The following is a 15,967-nucleotide window of genomic DNA, read 5'->3' on the forward strand; positions in this document are numbered from 1 at the left end:
ACCACGGCGGCCCGTCGACCCCTCAGTGGACTGGCTGCACGGGGTGCAGCCGCCAAAGGCATCAGCCAGGCTGAGGCTTGTTTGGCCCATTGCAGGGTCGGAAACGCGCGATGTTAGCTAAAAAATATGACGAACGAGGGTATTTGATGGTCAAGTGCGTGCAAATAAAAAATATGTCATTCATTTGTCGCGTGGGCGCCGCAGGTTGGGGCGACGCCTCAGGGCCTCAGCGCTTTTCGAACACCACGTCCCAGACGCCGTGGCCCAGTTTGAGGCCGCGTTTTTCAAACTTGGTCAGGGGCCGGTAAGCAGGTTTTTCGGCATACCCGCCATCGGCTTGGCGGTTGCGCAGGCTGGGCTCTGCGCCCAGCACTTCCAGGATCTGCTCGGCATAGGGCTGCCAGTCGGTGGCGCAGTGCAGGTAGCCGCCCGGGCGCAGGCGAGCCGCCAACTTGGCCACCAGCGGGCTTTGAATCAGGCGGCGCTTGTTGTGCTTGGTCTTGTGCCAGGGGTCGGGAAAGAAGATGTGGACGCCGTCCAGCACTTGCTCGGGCAGCATGTGGTCAATCACCTCGACCGCGTCGTGCTGCAGGATGCGGATGTTGGTCAGGTTGCGCTCGCCAATGTGCTTGAGCAGGGCGCCGACGCCGGGCTCGTGCACCTCGCAGCACAAGAAGTGGGTCTCGGGCATCAGGCCGGCAATGTGGGCGGTGGCGTCGCCCATGCCAAAGCCAATTTCCATCACCACCGGGCCGGGGCCGCCAAAGGCTTTTTCAAGGTCCAGGGTCTGGGCCTGGTAGGGCAGCACATAGGCGGGGCCCCAGGCTTCAAAGGCCTTGGCCTGGCCCGTGGTGGTGCGGCCTGCACGGCGCACAAAGCTCTTGATGGTCTTGGGGAAGGCCACGCCGGCGGGAGCCCCGCCCACCGTGGTGCCGGGAGCGGCATCGGTGTCAGGGGACGAGGGCGGGGTGGTGGCTTGGGGTTCTTGCATGGGGGCCTTGGGGGTCAATCGTGCCGGCCGGGTCAGCGCTGGGCTGTCCGGTCGGGCGTGAGGGCTGAATTGTAGGCAAGCTGGAGGCGCGCTGGGCGCTCACCCGTGGCGCGGGCTGTACAACGCTTGCCAGGCAGGCACCCAGCGTTGCAGCCATTCAGCTGGTGTTCGGGCGCTGCCCTCCACAGGCAGCCCCAGTGCGCTGGCGGCTGCGCACAGGGCGGCACTGGCCGCGGGCGTCCCTTCGGTGGGCACGGCCGGCGCGCCGTGTTGTTTGGAGAGCTTGTCGCCGCGCGCGTCCAACACCAAGGGGGTGTGCAGGTAGCCCGGGATGGGCAGGCCCAGGGCCCGCTGCAGCAGGATCTGGCGTGCGGTGTTGTCGCACAGGTCAGCGCCACGCACGATGTGGCTCACGCCTTGGGCGGCGTCATCCACCACCACGGCCAACTGGTAGGCCCACAGGCCGTCAGCGCGGCGCAGCACAAAGTCACCCACCTCAGCCGCCACATCCTGCTGTTGCGCGCCCAAACGGCGGTCTTGCCAGGCGATCTGTGACGTGTGGGGGTCGGTGCGCAAACGCCAGGCGCGGGCGGCGCGACCCTTCAGCCCCTGGCGGCAAGTGCCTGGGTAGACCGCCGCCTGGTGGCGGGCCCGGGTCTGTCCGCTGGCCGCCAGTGCGTCTTCAATGTCCTTGCGCGTGCAGGCGCAGCCATAGGCCAAGCCGCCCTTGAGCAGTTGCTGCAGGGCTTGGTCGTAGTGTGCATGGCGCTGGGACTGCCACACGGGCGGCGCATCGGGCAGCAAGGCGCAGTCCTGCAACTGCTTGAGCAGCACCCGGTCTGCGCCTACCTGGCAACGGGGCGGGTCGATGTCTTCGATGCGCAGCAGCCATTGGCCCTGGTGGGCCCGGGCATCGAGCCAACTGGCCAGGGCCGCCACCAGCGAGCCCGCGTGCAGCGGGCCGGTGGGCGAGGGGGCGAAGCGGCCGATGTAAGGCCGCGCGAGGGCTGGAGCCTCCGCAGCGATGGGTTGCGGCGGGCGAGAACTCAATTCGTCGGGCATGGGGCAAAGGCAGGGGCCGCGCCACGCTCCCGGTGTGGGGCGTGGCGCATCACATCACGGGGAACCGCTCAGGCCAGGGTCAGGGCCAGGCTCAGACCGGAGACAAAAGCGTCTTCCACACGGTGGCCCAGGCACCAGTCACCGCACAGGCCCAGGCCGTTGGCCGGGTCCCAGACATGGGTCTGGCCCAAGGGCTGCAAGGTCTTGGCGTAGCGCCACAGCTTGACCTCCTGGTGCGCAGGCTCCGCGCGGATGCCGGTCACGTCGACAAAGGCGCGCAGCAGTTTGGCCTGCACGCGGGCCGGATCGTCGTTCAGGTGTTCGGTGGACCACACGTCGCTGGCTTGCACAGTCCAGCGTTCGACCTGGCTGCGGCCAGGCTTGGACGACTCGCGTGCCAGCCAGGCGATGCGGTGGTGGGTGCTGCGCGCCACGTTCCACTGCGGGCCCAGGGTGATCAGACCCGGTTGCTCGGCCTGCGGGAAGGCCAGCATCAGCGTCCAGCACGGGGCGGTGCGGGTTTGTTGGGCGGCGGTGGCCAGCTCGGCGGCCACGCTCAGCGGGGCCAGCAGGGCGGCGGCCTGCGGAGCGGGCAGGGCCAGCAGCACGGTGTCAAATCCGGCGTGCACGCCTTGGCTGGGGCCGCTGCCTTCGCAGCGCAGTTGCCAGCGTTCAGGGTTCAGGCTGTCGCGCTCAATGGCGCTGACGAGGGTGTTCAGGTGCAAGCGGCCAGCGGCTTGCAAGGGCGCGGCCCAGCCGCGCACCAGGCGGTTCATGGCTGGTGCGCCGACCCAGTGGGCCTCGGGGTGGGCCAGGCTGGGCGAGGACAGTTGGCCGTGTTCGTCGAGCACGCGCACGGCGTTGGCGCTCCAGGGGCGGGCGGCTTGTGGCGTGGTGGCCAGGGCTTGCTGAAAGCGTGGGTCGCGCACGGTGAAGTACTGGGCACCGCTGTCAAAACTGCCAAAGGGGGATTCGGTGCTGGCCATGCGCCCGCTGGCGCCCTGGCTCTTTTCAAACACGGTCACATCGTGGCCGGCCTGGACCAGGGTGCGGGCACAACTGATGCCGGCCATGCCGGCGCCAATGACGGCGATGCGCTGGCGCGGCAGGGGGGCGGACGCTGCCTTCTTGCGGGGGCCGGGGGTGTTGCGTGAGCGGGATGCCATGGCGTGTCTCCGTTGGGGATGTGGACAAGCAAAGACTAACGCAATTCAGAGCACCGCCTCTTGAGTTGGGTCGCGCCGCAGCCGCTTTGCGCTGGGGGATTTCCCTTGGGTGTGTGGGCCTGCGTCGCGCTTCACTGGGCAGAGATGTAGGCCTGTTGCAGCAGGGCCTGGCGCGTGGCGGGCGACTCCAGACGGTCCAGCCACCACTGCAAGGCCCGGCCGGGCCGGGTGCCTGGGGCGGCACGCCAGGCGTAGCCGCTGCGGATGACCCGCGGGGGGCGCTCCAAGGTCTTTTGGACCAACATGCCGGTGTCCAGGTAGGCCTTGACCATGGACTCGGGCAGGTAGCCTGCGCCCAGGCCGCGCAGCTGGGCGTCGACCTTGGCCTGCATGGTGGGCACGGTGAAGACGTCCTGGCCGGGCAGCAGGTTGACGGTCATGCCGCGCCCGCGCTGGCTGGTGTCGGCCACGGCCACAGCGCGGTGCTGGCGTACCTGCTCGTCGCGCAGCGGGCCCTCGATGGCGGCCAGGGGGTGGTGGGGGGCCACCACATAGACAAAGTTCATCACGCCCAATTCGCGCTGCTGGATGTCAGTTTGCGTGGAGGTGTCCATCACCACCCCCAGGGCCAGATCGGCCTGGCCCAGCACCAGGGCTTGCAAGGTGCCTGTCATGATCTCGTCGCGGATGCGCAAGCGCGTGGGCGGTTGCAGGGCGAAGAAGTCACCACATATTTCCAGGGTGGTGGTGCGGTTGATGATGCCGTCGCAGGCCAGGGTGAACTGGGGTTCCCAGCCGGTGGCCACGCGTTTGACCCGGTTGGCCACGGCGTCGATCTCATTGAGCAGGCGTTCGCCCTCGCGCAGCAGCTCCTGGCCAGCCTCGGTCAGCTTGGCCTGGCGGCTGCTGCGGTCGAACAGCAGCACGTCCAGTGCTTCTTCGATCGCGCGCACCCGGTAGGTCAGTGCGCTGGGCACCAGGTCCAGCTGGCGCGCTGCCGCCGCAAAACTGCCGCTTTGGGCGATCTCTTGCAGCATGCCCAGGGCGTCGGGCGTGAGCACATCGCGGGGGGTGGGAGGGTGGCCGGCCATGAGCTTCAAAAAAAGTGAATGATGCCATCAAAGCCCGCGCAACGCGCTGCCGGTGCTGCGGCCTACAGTACGAACTCACAGGAGCACACCATGTTGACCGTTCGCAAATCACGAGACCGCGGCTGGGCCGATCACGGCTGGTTGAAGTCGCACCACAGTTTTTCTTTCGCGGGTTATTACGACCCCCGCCACATGGGCTGGGGCAATCTGCGCGTCATCAACGAAGACCGCATCGCCCCCGGCGCTGGCTTTGGCACCCATGGCCACCGTGACATGGAAATCATCAGCTATGTGCTCAGCGGTGAGCTGGCGCACAAGGACAGCCTGGGCAACGTGGTCGGCATCCCGCCGGGCGAAGTCCAGCGCATGAGCGCGGGCCGCGGCGTACAGCACAGCGAGTTCAACCATGCGCCAGAGCAGACCACGCATTTTCTGCAAATCTGGATCGAGCCGAACGTGACGGGCATCCCGCCCAGTTACGAGCAAAAAGCTTTTCCCGAGAGCGACAAGCGTGGCCAACTGCGCCTGGTAGCCTCGCCTGACGCGGCGCAGGGCTCGGTGCTGATCCATGCCGACGCCCGGCTTTACGCCGGCTTGTTTGACGCTGGGGAGCAGGCGGAGCTGGCGCTGGCACCCGGGCGCAAGGCCTATGTGCAGGTGCTTCAAGGCCAGATCAGCGTGAACGGCCAGGCCCTGGAGGCAGGCGACGCCGTGCAGGCCGAAGGCGTGGCGCTGCTGCAACTGAACCAAGGCCTTGGGGCCGAGGTGCTGGTGTTCGATTTGGCGCCCTGAACGGCCGAATTGACCGCAAAATAGACTGAAGTTTCACCCCCCTAACCGGAGTTTTTCATGGCAAAGATCGTTGTTGTTTTTCACTCGGGCTACGGCCACACCCTGCGTCTGGCGCAAGCCGTGGCTGAAGGCGCTGATGCCACGCTGCTGGCCATCGACGCCGAAGGCAATCTGCCCGAGGGCGGCTGGGACACGCTGAACGCCGCCGACGCCATCATCATGGGCTCGCCCACCTACATGGGCAGCGTGAGCTGGCAGTTCAAGAAGTTTGCGGATGCCTCGTCCAAGGCCTGGTTCACCCAAGCCTGGAAGGACAAGCTGTTCGCCGGCTTCACCAACAGCGCCACCATGAACGGTGACAAGCTGTCCACGCTGCACTACCTGTTCACCCTGGCCATGCAGCACAGCGGCCTGTGGGTCGGCACGGGCCAGATGCCCAGCAACAGCAAGGCGGCTCAGCGCAACGACATCAACTTCGTGGGCTCGTTCTCGGGCGCCATGGCGCAATCGCCGTCGGACGCTTCGCCCGCTGAAATGCCCCAGGGCGACCTGGACACGGCCCGCCTGTTCGGCACCCGAGTCGCCGCAGCTGCCGCCCGCTGGGTGAAGTAAGCCCGCAGGCCCCGCCACGCAGTGTGTGGCGGGCTTCTGGGCCCCACGGGGCCCGTGACCCAAGGAGACCCCATGTCCGTCGAGCTTCAACGTGAGCCGGGGGCTGCCATGGCGCAGCGCCTGCAAATCCGCAGCCACCGCTTGCTGTCCGATGTGTCGGTGGCGGAAGGCGGCGAGGACGCCGGCCCCAGCCCACACGACCTCTATGACGCCGCTTTGGGTGCCTGCAAGGCCCTGACCGTGCTGTGGTACGCCCGGCGCAAAGGCTTGCCGGTAGAGGATGTGCGCTCGGAGGTGAAGCGCGACGATTCGGCCGAGCGCCAGGGCGTGTACCGCCTGGCCGCCCATTTGGTGATCGTGGGCCCCCAGCTCACGCCCGCCCAGGTGGCCGAGTTGCGCACGGTGGCCGACAAATGCCCGGTGCACAAGCTCATGAGTTCGGTCACCACCGAGATCAGCACCACGGTGGAGCACCAGGCATGAGTGCCCTGCAAGCCATCAAGCCCCACGAAAAAGACCTGGGCGGCGGCTTTGTGGTGCGCCGCCTGCTACCCTCGGCGCTGCGCCAGGCGGTGGGACCGTTTTTGTTTTTTGACCACTTTGGCCCGGTGTCTGTTCGGCCCGACGATCAGTTTGATGTGCGGCCGCACCCCCACATCGGCCTGGCCACAGTGACCTACCTCTTCGAGGGCGCCATCCTGCACCGCGACAACCTGGGTTTTGAGCAGCGCATCGAGCCGGGCGCCATCAATTGGATGACGGCGGGGCGCGGCATCGTGCATTCCGAGCGCCGTCCCGCCGATCTGGCGGGCCAGCACTACACCAACCACGGCCTGCAACTGTGGGTGGCTTTGCCTGCAGCGCTGGAGCAGGTGGCGCCGAGCTTTGTCCACACCCCGGCCGATGCGATTCCGCAGGCCGCGGTGCAGGGCGCTGCCGTGCGGGTGCTGGTGGGGGAGGCCTTTGGTCTGCGCTCGCCTGTGGCCACGCTGTCGCCCACGCTGTACCTGGATCTGAACCTGGCACCGGGTCAGTCGTTTGACTTGCCCATGCTGGCTCAGGAACAGGCCCTTTATGCCGTCACAGGCAGCGTCTCGCTCTCGGGCGAGGTCTTGCCCGAGCGGCACCTCGGGGTGCTCAGCCAGGCCAGCGTGTTGCAGGCGGGGCCTGAGGGGTGCCGTCTGGTGTTGGTGGGCGGTCAACCCCTGGGGCACCGGCACATCCGCTGGAATTTTGTGTCCTCCGATCCCGCCCGCCTGGATCAAGCCGGGCGCGATTGGGAAGCCGGCGTGGCCGAGGCCGGCATGGGGCAGGTGCCTGGTGAAACCGAGCGCATCCCCATGCCGCCGCGACCAGGCGCGCACTGAGGCGCGTGGCCAGACCAGGGCGGGGGCGCGTCAGCCCCCGTTTTTCAGGGCAGCGAGGTCGGGCGCCAAGGCTTCGCGCTCGTCAAACACAAAGCAGTGCCCTTGGTAATGGGCGCCATCGGTTTCTTCAAAGTACTTGAGGATGCCGCCTTCGAGCTGGTAGACGTGCTCCAGGCCTTCTTCACGCATCAGGATGGCGGCTTTTTCGCAGCGGATGCCACCGGTGCAAAAGCTCACCACGGTCTTGTCCTGCAGGTCTTGCTTGTGGGCGCGCAAGGCATCGGGAAATTCGGTGAACTTGCTGATGCGCCAGTCGATGGCGCCCGTGAAGGTGCCATGGTCCACCTCGAACGCGTTGCGCGTGTCCAGCGTCACCACGGGCCGGCCCGCATCGTCATGCCCCTGGTCCAGCCAGCGCCGCACGGTGGCGGCTGCCACGGCGGGGGCCCGGCCTTCAGCGGGTCGGATGGTGGGGTGGTTCATGCGGATGATTTCACGCTTGACCTTGACCAGCATCTTCTTGAAAGGCTGTTCAGCGGACCAGCTTTCTTTGGGCGCCAGGTCCGCCAGGCGCGGATCGGCGCGCAGCGTGCCCACCACGGCGTGGACGGCTTCAGGGGGCCCGGCCAGAAAGAAATTGATGCCTTCCTCGGCCAGCAAGATGGTGCCTTTGAGGCCCAGGGCTTGGCATTGGGCGGCCAGGCGTTCGCGCCAGGCCTCGGCGTCGGGCAAGGGGACGAACTTGTAGCAGGAGATGTTGAGGACGGTGTTCACGGCGCGCATTGTAGGGGCCCCGCCTGGCAGTGAGCTGGGGGCCAGCGGGTTGAGGGGATGTGCCCGGGTCAGCGCCAGCGCGTCACTGGGTGGCTGTGGTGGTGCAGGTCGTGTCGGTGGCGGGCTTGCAGACACGCACCCTACCGGATTGCGAAACCACCACGATGCGCGATTCGGTGCTTTGGGCGCTGCTGGCGACATCGGTGCGCCGCACCCGCAGTGTCATGGCTTGGAAGGCGGCGCCAGCAGCGTTTCGGGAATAGCCTGAGCCATCAAACCGGATTTGGTTCACCGCCGTGCCCGTGGTGTCGCTGGTGCTGACGGCGATGTAGCCTGGCATGGCCTCTTGTTGCTGAATCAGCAGGTCGGTGCCTTCGGTGTAGGTGGTCGCATTCGCGCCGTAGGTCTGGGACACGTAAACGCGCCAGCCCCCAGCCCAGTTGGTGCCACTGACAGGCACGACCAAGGCATGTTGGTTGCGCTTCATGGCCTCGCTGCGGGCGGCATTGATCGAGGCCAGCAGCGTGTTGCTGATCGAGGTCAGCTCGGAGTTGCGCTGGTAAGCGATGAAGCTGGGCGCGGCGATGGTGGCCAGCACGGCCACCAGGGCCAGCACGACCATCAATTCGATCAAGGTGAAGCCCCGCGTGGGCCCGCGCTGCAGCGTCATGGCCAGCACAGTTTGGGGTTGCCCGAGGAGGCCGTTCCGGTGCAGGTCTTGGTGCCGGTGCTGGTCATCTGCAAGGTGCCCACCACCGGGTCCGCCACGATGGGGGTGGCCGCCACCCGCACGCACAGGTCAATCGTCAGCGTGGTGCTGCACTTGGCCGAACTCAGCAGGTAGGCCGCATTGCTGGCGGTATCGCCCGAGAAGTTCTTGAATGGGAAGGTGGACGAGGTGAAGCTGGGGGTGACGCCACCGCACAGCGTGCCGCCGTAATCGCCCGAGGCCACCGTCGCTGCGCCGGGCGCCGTCGAGGTGAAGGCCAGGTAGCAGTTGCGCTGGGTCATGAAGCGCTCTTGCTGCTGCATCAGCTCGATCACCGCGCTGCGGCCCTGGGCCCGTTTGCCTTTCAGCACCGAGTCCTGATAGGCCCCCAGGCCCACCTTGGCCAGGATGGCCACGATGGCCACGGTGATCATGAGTTCGATGAGGGTGAAACCCCGCTGGGTGGGGTGAGGGGCGTAGGTCATTCGGTGGCTTTCTGGTGCAGGTCCCAGTAATTATTGACTTGGCGCCAGCTCAGGCGACCATAGGCTTCCTTGATTTCGACCTTGGTGTTGGTCAGGGCCGAGCCGGACGAGCCGGTGCTGATGGACTCGTAGGTGATTTTTCTTTCTTTGCGCCCCGTGCTGTTGCTGGGGCCTGGCGTGATCAGCCCCGAGTTTTTGACGTACATGGTCGAGCCCAGCAGCCCTACAGAGGACGAAATGTAGGTGCCGTTGCCTGTCGCAATGTTCACGCTGTAAGAGTTGCCCGAGCCCGGCGTGGCCGTGCATGAGCCCGCCGCCCCGGCTGCGCCCGGGACGATGGTGTTGAAGGTGGCGTAGTTGGTCAGGCCCAGGAAGGCGCTGATCATCTTCTCGCCCGTGCTGGGCAGGTCGAAGTACCAGCCCGAACGCTGGGTGGTGTCGGCGTTGGAGGCGGCTCGGCCCCACAGGAAGGCCGGCACGGTGATGGTCAAGGTGCTGGTGTTCACGGTGCCGCTCTGCAGGCGGCCCCGGCCACTGATGACGTTGGCCGTGGTTGCGCTGGTGGGGCTGGAGTCGGACTGGTTCACCCCGGTGACGCCGTTGTCAAAGATGGTGTAGATCGTGTTCTGGGCGGTCGAGGTCTTGTCACTGGCTTCCAGGAATTTACCGGTCCCAAACAGCACGTAGTAGGTCTTTTTGCCGTTCACCACCGGCCCGGTGAAGATGCGCGGTGCCGAGAAAATCGGCTGGATATTGGGTGTCGTGGCCGCGTCCGTGGCGCTGTACATGGGGTAGGGGATGGGGGTGGTGGCGGTGCCCTTGTTGAAGAAGGACAGGCGCTCCATGGTCCAGTGGCTGCTGTTGCTGGGGTCGAAGGCACTGGTGGGGTGGGTGGCGTCACGTGGTGTGAAGTCGAGCTTCCACAGCTTGCCGTGCAAGTCGCCTGCAAACAGATAGGTCACCTCACCGGCGCCCCCGTACATGGGCGTGAAGTTGGCCACCCCGGTGGCTTTGGTGATGGCCAGCGTGGCGTCAAAGGGCAGCAAGACCTTGTAGTAGTTGGTCCCTTGGGTCCAGGCGTCCCCGGCGGCCTTGTCCAGGGCCAAGAAGAAGATGGCGGGGTTGCCGGTGGTGCTGAAGCGGCCGGCGCTGTCGCTCACGTAGTTATTGACGCCGCTGGCCACGGCGACAAACCAGCGGTAGGTCGGCGTGGTGGCGGTGTTGCTGCTGACCTTCATCTTCACGATTTGCGGTGCGCCGACCACATAGCCCATGTCGGCGTCGTCGGTCTTGGTGAACTCCCACATGACCTTGGAGGCCGAGAAGGCGGTCGGATCAGTCACATCCAGGGCAAAGACACCTTGGCCACCGGCGCCGGTGCCCGAGGCCAGCACCGTCTTCCAAGTGCAGGTGGTGGCGGTCAGGGTGTGGGCGGGGCCCACGCAGGCTTCGCCCACGACGGGGACGCCATCCACATAGCTTTGGTGGTTGTTGAGGTAGCTGGTGGAGGTCAGCTCAGAGAGCTTGGAGGACATCCAGCTGGGGATGTAGGCGAACAACTCCGTGCCACCGCTGGTGCCCTTGCTGGCGTTGAAGGCGTGCAGCATGCCGTCATTGGCGCCCACGAACACGGCCGGCGTGCGGCTCTTGTTGTTGGTGTAGAAGGTGCTGTAGCTGTTTTCGATGTAGGCCGTGGTGGGTGTGCCTGAATACACCACGCTGGAGTTGATGATGTCGCCCAGCAGCTTGCTGCGTGAGCGGAAGGTGCTGCCTTCCAGTGATCGGTCTCCGCGCAGAAAGGCCACCCGGCTGGAACCCAGCCCGTCGGCAGCGGCATTGCTCGAAGCCTTGTTCAGGTCACTTTTGATGCTGGCGTCGGTGATGGCGGCCCAGGTGAAGTCGGTGGCGGTCGGGTTGGCCGTGGCGCCGGGTCGGCCCATGACGATGGTGCGGGTGGTCGATGGGTTGGCCCGGTTGGTCAGGATGTCGGCGGCGCTCCAGTCCGCCTGGCTGCTCAGGGTCAGGGTGCTGGTGCCGACCACGGTCAGCGGCAAGGCCAGCACATCGCCGGTCCAGCTGCTGGTGTCAAAAGCACCTTGGTAGATCACGTTGTCCACCGTGGTGCTGACTTCGCGCGACTGGATGGCGACGCCGGCGATGTTGCGCGAGGAGTTGGCTGCCCGGCTGAAGATGCCGTCGAAGGCGCTCAGCACGCCGCGCGCACTGCTTTGCAGGTAATAGGTGCTGGCTTCGCCGGGGGAGCTGAGGTTTTGCCAGACGTTGTTGTCGGCGCCACCGCTTTGGTTGCGGAAGGGGTTGCCCCAGGTGTTGTAGGGGTTGCTGCCGGTGTTGCTGGCGTCACTTTCAAAACCACCGTATTTGGAGGCCATGAAGAACTGGTTGCTGAAACGGCGGTTGTTCGCGTCGGATTGACTGCCGTATTCGTTGACGTCAAACAGGTAGTTTTTCACCCGCAAACCGGGGCGCACCTTGGTCGGGGCGTTGGTCCAAGTGCTGGGGCGGATGTCGTGGGTGTGCGACCAGTAGGCGCTGCCCATGATCTGGCTGGTGCTGCTGCCGCTGGGCACGCCGCCGTTGGCGCCATTGGGGTTGCCCGTGTTGCGGGTGACACCTTGACCGTCGACATAGGTGGCACTGGTCACGTTTTGCTCGAAGTTCTGCACCACCGTGCGCCAGGCATTGATGTCAATGATGTTGTTGGCCACGCTGGGGGAGGGCAGGCGGTTGCCGTCGTGGGTGTTGATGTCACCGATCACCACGATGTTGCTGCGCACACAGGAGTAATCCGCCGTGGCCGAGCGGGTGCCGCCATAGGGATCGGTCCAGGTGGTGTAGACGGGGAAGCCGTCCTTCATGTCGGTGGTGATGTTGCTGATGGCGTCGGCGCTGGGGCTCAGGCCTTGCAGGTAGCGCAGGGTCTCGTAATGCAGTTCACCCACAGGATCGTATTGCTTGTAGCGGCCCGCCACGGAGCCCGTGCGACCGAACTTGTTGAGGTAGTTGATCACCCCGCTGATGCTGAAGCTGGAGTCGCCGTCCGGGTTGGTCTTGAACACCCCGGTGGTGTTGTCCCACTCCATGTTGGCGTTGCCGGTGCTGGGGGTGGTGTCGGCGCCGTTTTCGTCGAAGGTCTTGTAGCCCACGTACTTCATGGGGGCGCGCAAGACGCCGCCATAGCGGCCGTCGCTGTAGCTGGCGGTTTGATCCATCAGGTAGCCAAAGGCCGCCAAGCGCAGCTGGTCGCTGTACTTCTGGATCACACCGGCGGGCTTGTAGTTGCCGCTGGGGTAGAGCTTGCACAGGCCGTAGTCGCGCACATCGGCCAGTACGCCACTGACCTTGTTGCAGACCTGAACCCGAGAGAAGAAATAGCCGTCTGAATTCAACATCGTGCCCTGGCCCTCTGGCGGGGTCCAAGTGCCCGTGTAGTCCTTGATGTAGCAGGCCTTGCCCGTGCCGGGGATGGGGTCGCCAAACACGCCGTTGGTGCAGTCCACCCCGTTGGAGGCGGGCGCCCAGCGCCATTTGTTGGAGGCGCCGTACCAAACTTGCTTGGTGCCAGTGAAGTTGCAGACGCCACCTTCATCCGCGCACTTGGTGGTGCCGCTACCGCGGGAACTGACGGTGGAGCTCACGGTTCCGATCGCCTTGTTGGAGGCTGGCGAATTGAGCACATAGTTGGCTGGGCCGCTCCAGCAATCCCCTGTGGCCGAGGTGCCAAAGTAAATGCGGTTGAGCGTGTTGGCCACGTAGATGTCGTTGCCGTTTGCGGCGGTGATCATGGCCGTGGGCACGGCGCCCCAGTAGGTGCCACTGCCGCCACCGTTGCGGGTCAGTTGCTTGGCGGGGAAGTTGCTGGTGTTCCAGAAGCAGGTCGGGTCGCCGTTGGGCAGCACGGCGCGCTGCAGGATGGTCAAACCATCCTGATCGATGTAGCGGTCGCCCCCCGACAGGGCCAGGCGCAGCATGTCGATGGCCGAGCTGGTGGCCCAGTTCAGGAAGTTGCCGCTGAAAGCGTTGCTGCACTTGCGGTTGGTGGCGGCGCCACTGCGGTCAAAGCGCTTGTAATCGGTGGTGGTGAGTCCACCGGCTGGGGTTTCGCTGGGCGCGTCGTTGTAGGTGTAGCAACTCTCGGCGTCGTAGTAGCCCAGGTACTCGGTGGTGTTGGCGTAGCTGCTGTCGTTGGAGCCCCCTGACGGGTATTGCGAACCCACGGTCGGGAATTCCACCGACAGGGCCAGCGCCAACGAAGGCTTGTCGATTGGCGTGGCAGCGTACAGCGGCGTGGACGACAGGGCAATGGCCTGGATGTTGGGCGGCGTCGCAGCCCCCCGCACCATGAACGACAGGCCCAGGCTGCCCAGCACCAGGGCGCCGAGGGCCCAGCTGAGCGTTTGCCGGGGGGTGCCTGTCCATTGGGGGCGCAGGCGCGCGAGCCAGGAGGCGGCGGGGGACAAGGTCTGGTTCATGGGCGGCCTCTGGCGGTCAATCGCGGTAAATCATTTGCAGCACCCCTTGGGTGGTCGGGTTGGGCCCGAAGCCCATGGCGGTGACGCGGTACACATAGCGGCGGTCGGCAGGCTTTTCGACTTCGGCGTCGCGCGGGTCGGGAATGGCTTCGATCACGTAACGGGGCTTCAAGGCGGCTTGCAAGCCCTTGCCGACGCTGAACGGGCGAGCACTTCCTGACGCACTGGTGAAATCACCGTAGGTCACGTACCTGGTGCTGCTGGTGGCCAAAAAATCGACCGTCAGCCAGTAGGGGCGATCGCCCTCGACATAGGCGCACAGGCCTTTTTGATTGCCCGTGGTGCCGCAGTCGGCGATGAAGTTGGTCAGGTCGGGTTTGTCGCTGAACAGGGCGCGCCGGGTGCCGGTGATTCCCCCCACGCTTTCCGTGTCGATGTCGAACTCCGCGTCCATCAGGGCGGCTTCGGCCCCTTGCCAGGCGATTTGCAGATCACGGTCGTTGCGGGTGGTGCGCTCGGCCATGGTGGCGATCTGGATGCCGCCAATCCCCAGCAAAGACACGACCACCAGCAGCAGCAGCACGACCACCAGCGACGCCCCGCTCTGGAGCGGGCGCGCTGGTGACCGATGCAATGAGATGGGCTGGGCGTGCATGTCAGAGGTCCTGGGCATTGCGCAGGTGGATGGTGAAAGTGAAGGCCTTGCGCATGCGGCCGTCGGGCGTGGGGCTGTAGACCGTATTGCGGTCGTTGGAGTTGGTGTTGGACATCGCGGAGCCCAGCGTGCCCGAGTTGCTGTCCTTGCCCAGACCCAGGGGGTAGTAGGTGAGCGTGGTGCTCCTGTCCGGCGCCTGGTTCGGGGCCCCGCGCACCACCATGCCCACGCGCAAGGCGCGCACTCGGCTCCAGTTGAAGTAGGTGGCGGTTTGGTTGCCTGTGACCGTGATCTGGTCGGCCCGCAGGTAGCGGTCGGGCACCGAGTCTGCCGTGGTGGGGGTGGAGGTGGCCGTGACCGTCGTGTTGTTGGCACCGATGCCGTCCACCCCGTAAAGCACTTGGAAGTTTTCCACCCCGCGCACCAAGGGGGTGACGGTGAAGGTGGTGGTGCCGGCATTGGCCACCGAGCACAGCAGTGCCGGTTCGCCGTCGACGTCGGCTCCCACATGCAAGATGCTGGTGGAGCGGTCATCCCGGTTGAGCGGCACGGTGGCGAGGGGCGTTCCCGTGCAGTCAATCATGCTGGCGTCGGTGCTGCTGGCGTTGAGGGAGGTGCTGGCTGGCTGAAAGCGCAGCACCAGGATGTCGCTGCCATCGCCCAAGGTGTTGGCGGTGCGGGTGGTGCCACCATCCCAGGCGTCGGTGCTGACGCGGCTGGCGTTGTTCAACCCATAAACATTGGGGATGGGCGTGACCGCAATGCCGTTGGTGTTGGTTTCGCGGGGGGTCGCGACGTAGGTCAGGTCTCGGAACCCGGTTTGCACCCCCAGGCGTTGCAGCAGGTCGGTCACGAAGCGGGCGCTGTCCCGCAGTTGCGAGCTGGCGTCGTTGGCGTTGAAGCCCTGGCGCGCAATGCTCAGGGCCGCCACGGCCGCCAGGGCCACGACCGTGCTGATGGCCAGTGCCACCATCAACTCCACCAGGGTCAAGCCCTTTTGGGTCTCGCGGGCTCCCTGGCCCGGCGCCGGGAGCTTGAAAAGATGCCAATGGTTTCGCATCATGAGTTACCACTGGTGACCGGGAAGACCAAAGCGGGGCGCGAGCCTGTGGCGCCGCTCAGGTTGAACGCGCTTTCGCCGGTGTTGCTGCGGTTGGTGCTGGTCTGGGTCCAGCCCATCTTGATCATGATCAGCCCGTCGGTCCCGGTGCCGCTGCAGGCCCAGACCGGCAGGCCGTTGCTGTCGTAGGGGGCGTTGTCATAGCAGATGCTGACGCGGGCACCGGGCAGCTCTTGCGCCACGCGGGTCAGCCAATCCGTCATCTCAGCGTTGGCCACGTCGGCGGTGCTGGTGCAGTTGGTGGTGGCGGTGGCGTTCAAGCAGTAGGAGGTGGTGGCGGGCGCCATGGCGCTGCCACTGAACGTGCCCAGGTAAAGGTTGGCGCCGGCGGCTCTCAGACCTTCGTCCTTGTTGCCGCGCATCATTTCGGCCAGTTCCCGGGCCAGGGCTGCCGCGCTGGACTGGAGCCGGGCTTGGGTGTTGGACTGCAAGGCAAAGGCCTGCATCCCTACCATGCCCAGCATGCCGAACGACAAAACAAAGATGGCCACCAGCACTTCCAGCAAAGAAAAACCCCGGGCACGACGCGGCGCTTGTGGCAGCGCCGCTGCCTGGCTTTGGCCGGGCAAGGGGGCACACGGGGCAGGGGGGGGGCTGTTTTTCATGTGTTTCTGTTACGTAACCGGATGTAGGGTATTTAACATCCTTGTTGA

15 protein-coding genes are annotated in these 15,967 nt (G+C 65.7%); 4 read left to right on the forward strand and 11 right to left on the reverse strand.

Annotated features, from left to right (window positions below; all coding sequences use genetic code 11):
- Positions 1-226: 226 nt before the first annotated feature.
- The 4 genes from trmB to PSQ39_RS10480 form a co-directional block, all read right to left on the reverse strand.
- Positions 227-991 carry a tRNA (guanosine(46)-N7)-methyltransferase TrmB gene (gene trmB, locus PSQ39_RS10465; protein ID WP_273926712.1) on the reverse strand — a complete coding sequence of 255 codons (765 nt, stop codon included), beginning with the start codon at positions 989-991 and terminating at the stop codon, positions 227-229.
- A 99-nt stretch (positions 992-1,090) separates the two neighbouring features.
- Positions 1,091-2,053 carry a tRNA glutamyl-Q(34) synthetase GluQRS gene (gene gluQRS / locus PSQ39_RS10470; RefSeq protein WP_273926713.1) on the reverse strand — a complete coding sequence of 321 codons (963 nt, stop codon included), beginning with the start codon at positions 2,051-2,053 and terminating at the stop codon, positions 1,091-1,093.
- Positions 2,054-2,121: 68 nt separating this feature from the next.
- Positions 2,122-3,219 (reverse strand): NAD(P)/FAD-dependent oxidoreductase, encoded by a 1,098-nt coding sequence (locus PSQ39_RS10475; protein WP_273926714.1) that lies wholly within the window; start codon positions 3,217-3,219, stop codon positions 2,122-2,124.
- Between the two features lie 131 nt (positions 3,220-3,350).
- Positions 3,351-4,310 (reverse strand): LysR substrate-binding domain-containing protein, encoded by a 960-nt coding sequence (locus tag PSQ39_RS10480; RefSeq protein ID WP_273926715.1) that lies wholly within the window; start codon positions 4,308-4,310, stop codon positions 3,351-3,353.
- A gap of 90 nt (positions 4,311-4,400) precedes the next feature.
- Here PSQ39_RS10480 and PSQ39_RS10485 point away from each other — a divergent pair, with 90 nt between their 5' ends.
- From PSQ39_RS10485 to PSQ39_RS10500, 4 genes are all read left to right on the forward strand, one after another.
- A complete protein-coding gene (locus PSQ39_RS10485) occupies positions 4,401-5,102 on the forward strand; it encodes a pirin family protein (RefSeq protein ID WP_273926716.1) in 702 nt (233 codons plus the stop codon).
- A gap of 57 nt (positions 5,103-5,159) precedes the next feature.
- The gene (locus tag PSQ39_RS10490; protein WP_273926717.1) at positions 5,160-5,714 is read left to right on the forward strand and encodes a flavodoxin family protein; all 555 of its coding nucleotides are present in this window, start codon (positions 5,160-5,162) and stop codon (positions 5,712-5,714) included.
- 72 nt (positions 5,715-5,786) lie between these two features.
- Complete coding sequence (locus tag PSQ39_RS10495) at positions 5,787-6,197, forward strand: OsmC family protein (protein WP_273926718.1); 411 nt, start codon at positions 5,787-5,789, stop codon at positions 6,195-6,197.
- Positions 6,194-7,081, forward strand: a complete 888-nt coding sequence (locus PSQ39_RS10500) for a pirin family protein (RefSeq protein WP_273926719.1) — start codon at positions 6,194-6,196, stop codon at positions 7,079-7,081. Before PSQ39_RS10495 ends, PSQ39_RS10500 begins: the two co-directional genes overlap by 4 nt.
- 30 nt (positions 7,082-7,111) lie before the next feature.
- Here the strand turns inward: PSQ39_RS10500 and PSQ39_RS10505 are convergent, their stop codons facing one another.
- From PSQ39_RS10505 to pilV, 7 genes are all read right to left on the reverse strand, one after another.
- Positions 7,112-7,864, reverse strand: coding sequence for a sulfurtransferase (locus PSQ39_RS10505; protein ID WP_273926720.1), 753 nt, complete (start codon positions 7,862-7,864; stop codon positions 7,112-7,114).
- A gap of 73 nt (positions 7,865-7,937) precedes the next feature.
- Complete coding sequence (locus PSQ39_RS10510) at positions 7,938-8,525, reverse strand: GspH/FimT family pseudopilin (protein ID WP_273926721.1); 588 nt, start codon at positions 8,523-8,525, stop codon at positions 7,938-7,940.
- Positions 8,522-9,049, reverse strand: coding sequence for a type IV pilin protein (locus PSQ39_RS10515; protein ID WP_273926722.1), 528 nt, complete (start codon positions 9,047-9,049; stop codon positions 8,522-8,524). The genes PSQ39_RS10510 and PSQ39_RS10515 overlap by 4 nt, the downstream gene beginning before the upstream one ends.
- Positions 9,046-13,539 carry a pilus assembly protein gene (locus PSQ39_RS10520; protein ID WP_273926723.1) on the reverse strand — a complete coding sequence of 1,498 codons (4,494 nt, stop codon included), beginning with the start codon at positions 13,537-13,539 and terminating at the stop codon, positions 9,046-9,048. The genes PSQ39_RS10515 and PSQ39_RS10520 overlap by 4 nt, the downstream gene beginning before the upstream one ends.
- Before the next feature lie 16 nt (positions 13,540-13,555).
- Positions 13,556-14,194, reverse strand: coding sequence for a pilus assembly PilX family protein (locus PSQ39_RS10525; RefSeq protein ID WP_273926724.1), 639 nt, complete (start codon positions 14,192-14,194; stop codon positions 13,556-13,558).
- A gap of 1 nt (position 14,195) precedes the next feature.
- Positions 14,196-15,257 (reverse strand): PilW family protein, encoded by a 1,062-nt coding sequence (locus PSQ39_RS10530; RefSeq protein ID WP_337961936.1) that lies wholly within the window; start codon positions 15,255-15,257, stop codon positions 14,196-14,198.
- On the reverse strand, positions 15,254-15,919 hold the full coding sequence (gene pilV, locus PSQ39_RS10535) for a type IV pilus modification protein PilV (protein WP_273926725.1): 666 nt from the start codon (positions 15,917-15,919) through the stop codon (positions 15,254-15,256). Before pilV ends, PSQ39_RS10530 begins: the two co-directional genes overlap by 4 nt.
- Between the last annotated feature and the right edge of the window lie 48 nt (positions 15,920-15,967).

The sequence above is a fragment of the Curvibacter microcysteis genome (assembly GCF_028649455.1).
Taxonomy (GTDB): Bacteria; Pseudomonadota; Gammaproteobacteria; order Burkholderiales; family Burkholderiaceae_C; genus Curvibacter; species Curvibacter microcysteis.